This is a genomic window from Streptomyces sp. NPDC005533, from assembly GCF_042871845.1.
In the GTDB taxonomy this organism is placed as follows: Bacteria; Actinomycetota; Actinomycetes; order Streptomycetales; family Streptomycetaceae; genus Streptomyces.
Map to the genome: position 1 here is coordinate 1 of NZ_JBIAJH010000090.1, position 9,264 is coordinate 9,264.

Consider the following 9,264-nt stretch of genomic DNA (forward strand, 5'->3'; position numbering starts at 1 on the left):
GCAACCTCGCGATCAACACACTCCGCGACGCAGGCCACCACAACATCGCCGCCGGAATCCGAGAAGTCTCCTACACTCCGTTCACCCGCCCGCTCGACCTCCTCGGACTACCCCCGACCTGCGACGCAGCAAGATCAACACGACAATGAATTAGCCCTGGTTCATCGAGCCGTACCTGTCAACCCAGCAGGTACGGCCGGCCCCTACCTCGAACGGCTGCATGAGCAGTTCGAATGGGTGATCTGGCGGTTGCGGCCCAGCGGTCAGGGGCGGGAGCTGCCCGCCCCTGGACGCCGGGCGGTTTCCCTCGGTGGTTTTCGTCGACGCGAACGCCTGAAGAGACGCGAACACGTGAAGATCTGTGACGGCGCCGTCGCGCACCGGCCCGTCTGGGCGGCCCCAGCCGTCACCACCGAGGGCCGGCGCGAGATCCTCGGACTGTGCGGGCCGACGGGGGGCGAAGGCACCAAACACTGGATGCGCATCCTCGCCGAAATGAAGCCCCGCGGCGCCAACAAGTCCCTGATGCTCGTCTGCGACGGGCTCAAAGGCCTGCCCGACGCGTCATCGATCTGCTACGCCGAGGGTTACAAGGGATAGTCCGTTCGCTGCCTGGAGAAAGACCAACAGCCCGGGATTCCCGTCCCGGGCCGCCGATGGTCACTCGCCTCGCCGGCTTTGACGTCGAGTGGTTCCTGCAAAAGCTGTGGTCAGCGCCACCCGGTTCCCGCCGGGCAGACCCCACGCGCCACTTCTCATTCTACAAAGATCTGTCGGTCATGGTAGAAGTCGGCCTGTCTGTGCGCGACTGTTACGCCACACAGCGGAAAAGGATCTTGCGTTTGCTCTGAGTACCAGCGCCGTTGTTTGGCGCGCGGCCAGTCGAGCCGATGGTCTGTCGCTATGGCCCAACCCCACTTGACATCTTCCCCGCCGGAACCTCCCACTCGCGAAATCGAAGTGAAGACGCTCAACAACGTCTATCGCGGAACCCAGGCCGTCCTTCGAAAGAATCGCTTCTGGTGCTGCTCTTACGAGCACGGGCAAACGAGCGGACTGTGTTGTCGAAATGATCCTATTTGGGCTGCATGTAAGGAGATAGTGGCGTAGGTGAAGCTGATGCCACGGTCGGTTAAACTGCCGCGCTGCGCTCCACCATGCGCGGGCTGGGCGTTGGCGACACGGCCGCACCTGATGGCATCTTCTTGGCAGGGCGCAGCGGTCCATGTGGCACTACAAGCTGAGGTCACCTCTGGTGTTTGGCGCGTTGGGTGGCTGGTCATGGCTGAGGTATAGGTGTGGCAGGGCTTGGTTCTGGGCGGACCCGGTGGGCGGTCTGGTCGGGGTTGGTTCGTGTGAGCGCGGACACACAAGTGAGGTCAGGGCATGCTCAGAGCCGCAGCTGACACCGTTCGCCACACTCACGGGTGAAGGGCAGCAACATGACGCACCCCGCACGTGCATGCAGGGCAGTCTGTACGGCACGATAGGGCATTAGCTGAGCCCCGCAGCTGGCGAGTTGAGCCTCTCGACGCTCGATGGTTGCGGGGTTTAGCCCGTTACATCTCATGGCCTCGCTATCCTGACAGCCGCCTCGGCGCAACAGCTCACGGATATGTGGGCAGCGCCCGCTCAGGGGGCTGGCACGCTGCACGGACCTGAGTGAGACGCGTTGTCCGGGGAGTGCCTGTCAACTAGGGACATCCCAGATGAGCTCTGGTTTCAGAAGTAGTAGCCGGAGATTGTCCGCGCCCACCCGTACCCGGTGGGAAGCAATGCGGTCCTTTTGGCTCAAATTGCGGTGGAGTGCACCTGCTTGGAGAAGAGCCTCGGGTAGCGAGCGGTCGACATAGCTGTTCACTCGGGGGTCTCCGCTCGCCTTGAGCAGCATGTTGAGGTTTCTTGAGGTGATGCCTAGAGCGGGGCCGCGCCCCGGGAGCCAGTACAAGGCCGGCCCCCTACCATCCCAAGTTTTCGTTTCTCGCCGGTACATGAGGCCTTGGTCCTGCTCGATGTGGCCTGGCACAGCGGGCCGTGCGACACCTTTCGCGTCACGTACGTGAGCACGCTTCTGGAACAGTGCCTTGCGCAGAGCCTCACCGACGGCTGTTGCGACGCCGCCTTGAGCGGTGCTCCGCTCGTCCATGACGGATGCCTGCCTTGCCAGCGACGCGGCCAGTGGTGCGGCGACGGTATGAGTGAGGTCGCTCATGCGCAATCCAGTTGCGGCCGCGACCAGTCCCAGGCCCGACAACATGGCGGCTGCGGCCGTGATGACTCCCTCCATCGTGTCGCTGCGTTCCGGAAGCGCCTTGTTGATATGAGGCGTGAGCTGCCGGGCTGCCTCTTGCTCAAGATGTTCGAGATAACCGCTTGCTTGCTCCCCTTGTTCGTACAAGTGAGCAATGATCCTCTCGCCGATAGTCCGCAGAGGCTTGGTGAGGCTCTCCCCGCCGCCGTTCTTGTACCAGCGCCAGTCAACCTCGCCACCTTCGCGGGACAGGTAGGCGACCACAGAGCGGCGGTAGAGGGACTCCTGCATGGCGGGAGGAAGCATTTGGGCTGCGATTACGGGGATCGACCGGATCTGGTTGCCCGGCTTCGCGGTCAGGTCGCGATTTCGGCGGCCCTTGATCTCAGTGGCGTTGCCGGCTGCGCGGATGACGAGCTCGAGCTTCTTCTCCATCTCCCGGACCTCCGACGCGGAGGACACTCGAGTGAGCGGGATGTCATCGAGGAGGATGGGCATGTCACCCTCGAAGTCGAGGGCGCACTCAATGTCGGTGACAGTGCTGTTCATCCCCTTGGTGGGGATGGGCGGCCACGAGTGAGGCCGGGGCGTCAGGAGCAGACTGCGGCCGGTGTTGGCTGCAGAAGTCTTGCCAGAGTTGGGCTCAGCATCGAAGACAAACGTCGCCGACAAGGGACGCAGACTATGGGCCATGGCGCGAGCTCCTACAGCGAGTGCCATCATCGGGGCCCATCCATGCGTGGCGATTGCCTCAATGGCCTGCCGGCACTCACTGTCAGATGCGGCGCAGTCGAGCGGCTCTGCGGCGCGGCGTAGTGCCGGTGGCGCTCCGATCAGCCGGACGAGTCGGTTGCTTGGGTAGGTGCGGGCGTCTGCGAAGACGTATGTGAGGCCTGCGTCGGGGAGTTTATGCCAGCCTGTATGGGTGACGACAGGGATACGGGGGAGGCGTTTGCCCTGGTCCGTGATGATGTTGATGAGGACGTCGCGAGTCGTGCGGGATGCTGCGCCACTGTCATCGCTGAAGTCGTTCCAACCGTCGGCTGTGCGCAGGTCGGAAAGGCTCTTGGTGAGCGTGTCCGCCCCGATGGTGATCGTGTAGTAGCGGCCGGCGGACTTGCCGTCTTCCCCCAGGACCACGAGGCGCTCTGACACGTAGGGAGCCCAGTCAAGAACGACTTCCCAGGCGACCTCCTTGCCGCGGCGGACCTTCCATACAGTTCCGCCGTGTTCGTCGGCTTCGTAGCGCCAGCCGGTGGATCCGATGACGGGCAGACCGGGTGGTGTTTCCGTGGCCTCGCTGTCGTCACTCCAGTCCGTGGCGGTAGGGGGGCTAGGCCTGGGGCTGGTGATCACTGCAGAGCCAGATGGCCGTGGGGTCTGCTGGCTGGGGCCGGCGGGAGCAGCGGCGGTGTGGGAGACGTCTTTGACGGAGGAGCTGGTCATGCTGCTGGCGGCGCCCGGCTTACGGGGAGCCAAGGCCATCCCGAGGGCCTCGAGTACGGCCTCCTGGCCGCAGGCAGGGGTTCCCTGGCAGCGGATTAGCGTCCCATCACTGCCGTTCTCGCCGCGGGGTGTGTGGTGCGTGGCCACGAGTAGAGTGTGGCGCTTGCGGGTGGGGACAGGGCAGCTTGCTTGCAATCGCCCTGGGCCCAGGGTCACTGGATCGCAACTCAGCTTTGTGAGGGCTTTGATTGCCCTTTCAAGTTCTGAGGAGGCTGACTGGATGGTCAGTGACTGTGAGGTCACGCTGCCGCCTCCCCGCAAGCGATCCGGGGAACATCGAGTGCCTGGCGTTCTACGATCCGCCACAGCTTGTCTTGCAGGGCGAGGCATTCCCACAGGTCGATGGTGGGAAAAAGCTCCCATCCCTTGCCTTGTTGCAGGTCGTCTTCGGCGACCGTGGCCAGGTGATGATCAATGCGAAGGGTGTAGTACGTGCGGGGAACTCGGCCGTGGCGATTCAGCAGGGTCAGATGTGCGAGTACTTCGGGGCACCAGTTGAGAACCTGCTCCATGCGCTGAGGCGAGGCTGCCCAAACGCCTGCTTGCCTCCCATAGCCAGGGGTCCGAAACCACCATTTCGGGCATTGAGGGACCTCCATCAGGTCAAGCGGAGTCCTCCAATCCGGGAGTGAGGGGCGGCCGGGGGTGAAAATGTTCTGGAAACTGGCGTGCTGGTATTCTCGGATGGCCCTGACCATGGGTACTCTCTCATTCGCAGTATCAAGTTCGCCGGACGTGCCAACGGAACCCTTCTCGGCTGCCTACATCAGACCTAGAAGGGCGGTTGCGCAACGGCGAGCTTCCTGAGGCCCGGAAACTTCTTGGCGGGAGTGCGCCGGGCCTCTTCTGTGTTCGAATTGCGTTACATCTCTGCTCAGGCGACCCCAACCTTGCGTTCAGCCTCGTGCTGAGCGCGCATGATTTCCCACACCAGCGCCTGCAGCTCCTGAGAGGCTCTGATCACAGCCTGGGGATCCTCCGCGATGGCGCGCGCCGAGCGCTCGGTCAGCAACCCCACCGACATGGCCGCCGCGAGCCTCCGGCCGTTCTCCGGTGAGATGCCCCGCCGAATGTCATGCCCCGGTACACCTGCTGTAGCTGCGACAGCGGCGACAGTAGGCCTCGTAACGGCCCCTGACATCTGGGCGATCTCCGCAGCTGTCAGACCTAGGCGGCGATCCGGGCCCCGATGTGGTGCGGACTGCACGATCAGCCTCTCCAGTCCTCTAGGAAAATTGACCAGCAATCAACCTAGCCGCTCTAAAACACCCGGTACACCCAGACGCGCGCCCTGGGGCAAAGTTCATCAGATCGGTCTACCGCATGCGACTCCGACAAAGCGTCAGGCGCATACGGCGTGGAGATCCTGGCGCCCCGTTTGCCATCGAGACGCGAGGAAGGTCGAGCAGACTTGCTCTCAACAGGACCGGCGCTTGGGGTTGATACGCCCTGTGAGAAACATGCCAGATCTCTTGCAGAAACCATGCTTCTGCAGGCTGGGGCTGGATATGAACTCGGCCGAACAGCGTCCTGCCAGCGGTGGAACGGTTTGAAGATTCTTTGAGATTCCATTCGGAGTCGATGACCGATTATCGAGCCAGTGATGGCTGACTTCGTGCTTCGCGGTGGCCCCTGGGGTTCGCTCGCACCCTGGCAGCGGACTACAGGCGGGGCCCGGGACATGTTCGCCTGCGAAGGCGCACGAGCGAGTCATGGTGGTGGGCCGCGACCGAGGCGGTATGGGCATGAACGGCGAAGGTGATTGCTGCACCAAGGCTCTCCGCACCAGATCAGTACTGTATGCAACGGGACAGAGTGGGCGACAGGTAGCACGACAGCGCCCCACCGCAGAGCCTTCCCGGATCTGAGCGTCGTACGCGCCGGCGTTGGGGGATCTTGCCGTGATCTCTTCGTCTGCGAACAGAAACGGTTTATCTCACCCGCAGGGCACGGCCATCGTCTGGTTTGGGAAATGGCCCTACAGGCCCCCCTTTTTATTACCTGGCTGTCGGCTCGTAAAGGGGCCTGTAGACAGGCTGTGCCTCTCGCAGAGCTTGGATGTGGGCGAGGGAATCCGCCGTGCGGCCTCTGCTGGCGTGTGCGGTAGGCGGCTGTTCCCACCGCTACTGACGCGGGGGCTTCAGGCTAGGGACTTGGCGGCGGCCTGCCAGCGATGTTCCCGTCGTTCCCTCTGTTCCCGATCAAGGGAGCCAGGCCCCTACCGGTGTCGTCACCCTGATCGACTCGCCGTGATTTCGCTGCCGTAAGGCTGGGCGCACATGGTGGGAAGCAGCCTGTATCGCGTTTGGCGGAGCGAGGCAAGCCAGGTGGTTGCTAGGGCCTGCATCCATGGCGGAAACTTGACGTTGGGTTGGGAGGCAAGGAGCTGGTGTGCTAGAGAGGATCGAAAAATCGCTCGTCGGCACAGGATTCGTGGTCCGAGGTCATGCCCCTCAGGAACCGGCCTGAGCGGTGATCGGGCCGCCGTTAGGCGATGTTTCTCGGGTCAAGGCCGTAGCCAGATCGCGAGGGCTGCGAGGGGACGGGCAGCGAGGTAGATGAAGGCGCGTTTCCCGTAGCAGGCGGCGACAACGCGGAAGCCGTCGAGGTGGTTGATGGCTGGTTCGACGGGTTGCGCTTCTCGTAGCGCTCGCTGTCGACGCCGGTGGGCCGACCGCTTCAGCAGCCTTGACTCTACCGGGTTCTTTGCTGGCCAAGGGTACGGGGAGATAGCGGGGAGATGCCGCGTCGTCGCAGGTAGCGGCGATTTTTTCTTGGGTGTATGGCGTTGCCCGCCACATCACGGTCGTGCCGGGTCCGACGCCGGTGGGAGGCACTGAGATCTGGCTGAGGAGGTAATCGAGTTGGGGTCCGTCGCCGTGGCAAACCCGCCTATATAGCTGTGGCTGAGGACGCCGCGACCGGCAGGATCACCGAGTTCAGCGAGGATGGGCCCCCCGTATCTGCCGATCGTCCGGCTCTGGGAGAACGCCCAGGCTGGGCCTGTCCCGTTCCTGCAGCCCGACGCCGGGATCCGTCAGATCATCTGCGCTGCGAGGCGGTCGAGCCCCTCAGCGCCCGCATCCGCCGCGTAACCAGCGTCCGCGGCCACTTCTCCTCCGAAAACGCCGCACTGAAGCGCGTCGATCCCGCGGTGATGTCCCCCGGCCCGAAGGCACCGGACACACACGCTCGACCAGCCGCTGGAAGCAAGCCCTGCAAGCCTCTGGCGTCGCCTTCAACGGCCCCTCAGCAACTACCAAACCTAACCCGACCAGCCAGTCCCGTATCACCAAAGCCTTTACAGGCCCATGCGCCGGGGCTTGATCCATGATCATGTTCGTGTGGTGGGAAATGAGTCTTGCGTAGCGATCGTCAGCGAGAGCAAGATCACGGGGCTTTCGGCCGCGTGAGGTTGACCAAGGGCTGCAACTGGCGGACCGCGGCCAGGGCGGCTCCTCCCGCAATCTGCTCTGGTTGCTTCCTACGGATAGCGGGTCCCAGCCACGGAGAAGCTGGTACCAGACGCCGAGTCAGCCGTGCTCCGTGAGCAAGGAGGCACATCCGAGCAGGCAGACCAGCATCTGGTTCCGCGGCCGGAGCTGTCCTCTGAAAGCTCAGCCAATGCCGGCCTCGAGGACGCCGGGCAGCACCATCCGGGTGACATTTCCAGAAATCCGCAGGCGAACATGCCCGTGGATACGTTGTGTCCGTGCGTGATGCCACACTGAGTAGACAGCGGAGCTCTCATGAGCAACGGCTTGTCTTGGCAGAGGCCGTCCTGATGAGGCTCCGCTTCCTCAATCCCGGGAAACAGCAGTTCACACAGCAGGTGACGTGCCCCCTTAGGAGGCCCTAACAGAAGCTGTTGATCATGTGCTGTCGGCTCGGTTGCTCGTTGGTCCGTTCGTGGCGAAGAGGAACTCCCGGCCCTGGATGGTCTCGGATGAACTGTGGTCGCTGGTCGAGCCGTTGCTGCCGGTCCCGGCACCGAAGCTGTGGCGGGTCGGCCGCGGGTTCCTGACCGGCAGGTTCTGTGCGGTATCCTGTTCGTGCTCCACACCGGGATCCAGTGGGAGTACCTGCCCCAGGAGCTCGGCTTCGGCTCGGGCATGACGTGCTGGCGACGGCTCGCTGCCTGGAACGAGGCCGGCGTTTGGGACCAGCTGCACCTGGTCCTGCTCAAGAAGCTGCGGTCGGCCAAGCAGCTGGACTGGTCCCGGGCGGTGATCGATTCCAGTCATGTCCGGGCCGCTCGACGCGGCCCAAAAGCGGACCCAGCCCGGTCGACCGAGCACGGCCGGGCAGCAAGCACCACATCCTCGTCGATGGGCAGGGCATTCCGCTCGCGGTGTCGCTGACCGGTGGGAACCGTAACGACGTCACCCAGCTGATGCCTCTGCTCGCGAAGATCCCGTCAGTCGCCGGCCTGGTCGACCGGCCGAGGCGACGGCCTGATGTCCTGCTGGCCGACCGGGGTTACGACCACGACAAATGCCGACGCCTGGTCTGGGCTCAGGGCATCAAACCGGTGATCACCCGTCGTGGCGTCCCGCACGGCTCCGGCCTCGGCGTCCACCGGTGGGTCGTCGAACGGACGATCGCCTGGCTTCACGGCTTCCGGCGCCTACGCGTCCGATGGGAACGACGCGACGGGACATCCATGAAGCCTTCCTCGGCCTCGCCACCTGCCTCATCACCCACCGACACGTCCAACGCCTCTGTTAGGGCCTCTTACTGATCATTTCAGAATGAGTTTGCTGTAGGGGCTTGGCAGTTGGGCTTGAGGGCGGCAGAGTGCTGTGGGTGCCGGATGATCTTGTGCCTGATGACCTGTGAGAACGCGTCGCTCCTCTGCTGCCTCCTCGTCCGCCGCGGCGCCGGAGGTATCCCGGTCGACCGCGCACGTCCGGGCAGCAAGCACCACCTGATCACCGACCGCCACGGCACACCCCTGGCCGTGTCACTGACCAGCGGAAACCGGCACGGCATCACCCAGCTCATGCCCCTGCCAGACGCGATACCCCGCATCCGCAGTCTGGTGGGCCGGCCCCGTCACCGACCGCGGCGGCTATTCGCCGACCGAGGCTACGACTACGACAAGTACCGACGCCTCCTCCGCGTTCGCGGCATCACTCCAAAGATCGCCCGCAAGGGCACCGCCCACGGATCCGGCCTGGGCAAGACAAGGTGAGTCGTCGAGCGGACCTTCGCCTGGCTCCACCAGTTCAAACGACTCCGCACCCGCTACGAGATACGCGCCGACCTCACCTGAGCCTGCTCCAACTCGCCTGCAGCATCATCTGCTTGAGACGACTCCGAACCTCATTCTGAAATGATCAGTTAGCCCGTGACCGTGGTGGGCGGTCTTGCCGACGTCCGTCTGGAGGAAGACGCCTATGCCTTCGGTGTCTACTGACTTTGAAGCCGGGTTGTCGTAGGGGGCTGACGATCGGTGATCGTCGCGGTATGCCGGGTGTATGAGGTATCCGCAGGGTGGGGGTCTT

Annotated in this window: 4 protein-coding genes and 3 pseudogenes; 3 read left to right on the top strand and 4 right to left on the bottom strand. The window is 63.8% G+C overall.

Features of this window, described 5'->3' with window-relative positions; all coding sequences use genetic code 11:
• Positions 1-348: 348 nt before the first annotated feature.
• Positions 349-600, top strand: a pseudogene (locus ACFYP3_RS36040) (transposase); the annotation flags it as partial.
• A gap of 1,090 nt (positions 601-1,690) precedes the next feature.
• Here the strand turns inward: ACFYP3_RS36040 and ACFYP3_RS36045 are convergent.
• From ACFYP3_RS36045 to ACFYP3_RS36055, 3 genes are all read right to left on the bottom strand, one after another.
• Positions 1,691-3,844 (bottom strand): hypothetical protein, encoded by a 2,154-nt coding sequence (locus ACFYP3_RS36045; protein ID WP_388842178.1) that lies wholly within the window; start codon positions 3,842-3,844, stop codon positions 1,691-1,693.
• Between the two features lie 152 nt (positions 3,845-3,996).
• A complete protein-coding gene (locus ACFYP3_RS36050; RefSeq protein ID WP_388842180.1) occupies positions 3,997-4,269 on the bottom strand; it encodes a hypothetical protein in 273 nt (90 codons plus the stop codon).
• 362 nt (positions 4,270-4,631) lie between these two features.
• A complete protein-coding gene (locus ACFYP3_RS36055; protein WP_388842181.1) occupies positions 4,632-4,781 on the bottom strand; it encodes a hypothetical protein in 150 nt (49 codons plus the stop codon).
• A 2,912-nt stretch (positions 4,782-7,693) separates the two neighbouring features.
• Between ACFYP3_RS36055 and ACFYP3_RS36060 the strand changes: the two are divergent.
• Positions 7,694-8,485, top strand: a pseudogene (locus tag ACFYP3_RS36060) (IS5 family transposase).
• Between the two features lie 154 nt (positions 8,486-8,639).
• Positions 8,640-9,091: pseudogene (locus ACFYP3_RS36065) on the top strand (IS5 family transposase); the annotation flags it as partial.
• Here the strand turns inward: ACFYP3_RS36065 and ACFYP3_RS36070 are convergent.
• Positions 9,057-9,264: hypothetical protein (locus tag ACFYP3_RS36070; RefSeq protein ID WP_388842182.1), on the bottom strand; the 208-nt coding region annotated here is incomplete at its 5' end. The pseudogene ACFYP3_RS36065 and the gene ACFYP3_RS36070 sit on opposite strands and share 35 nt — an antisense overlap.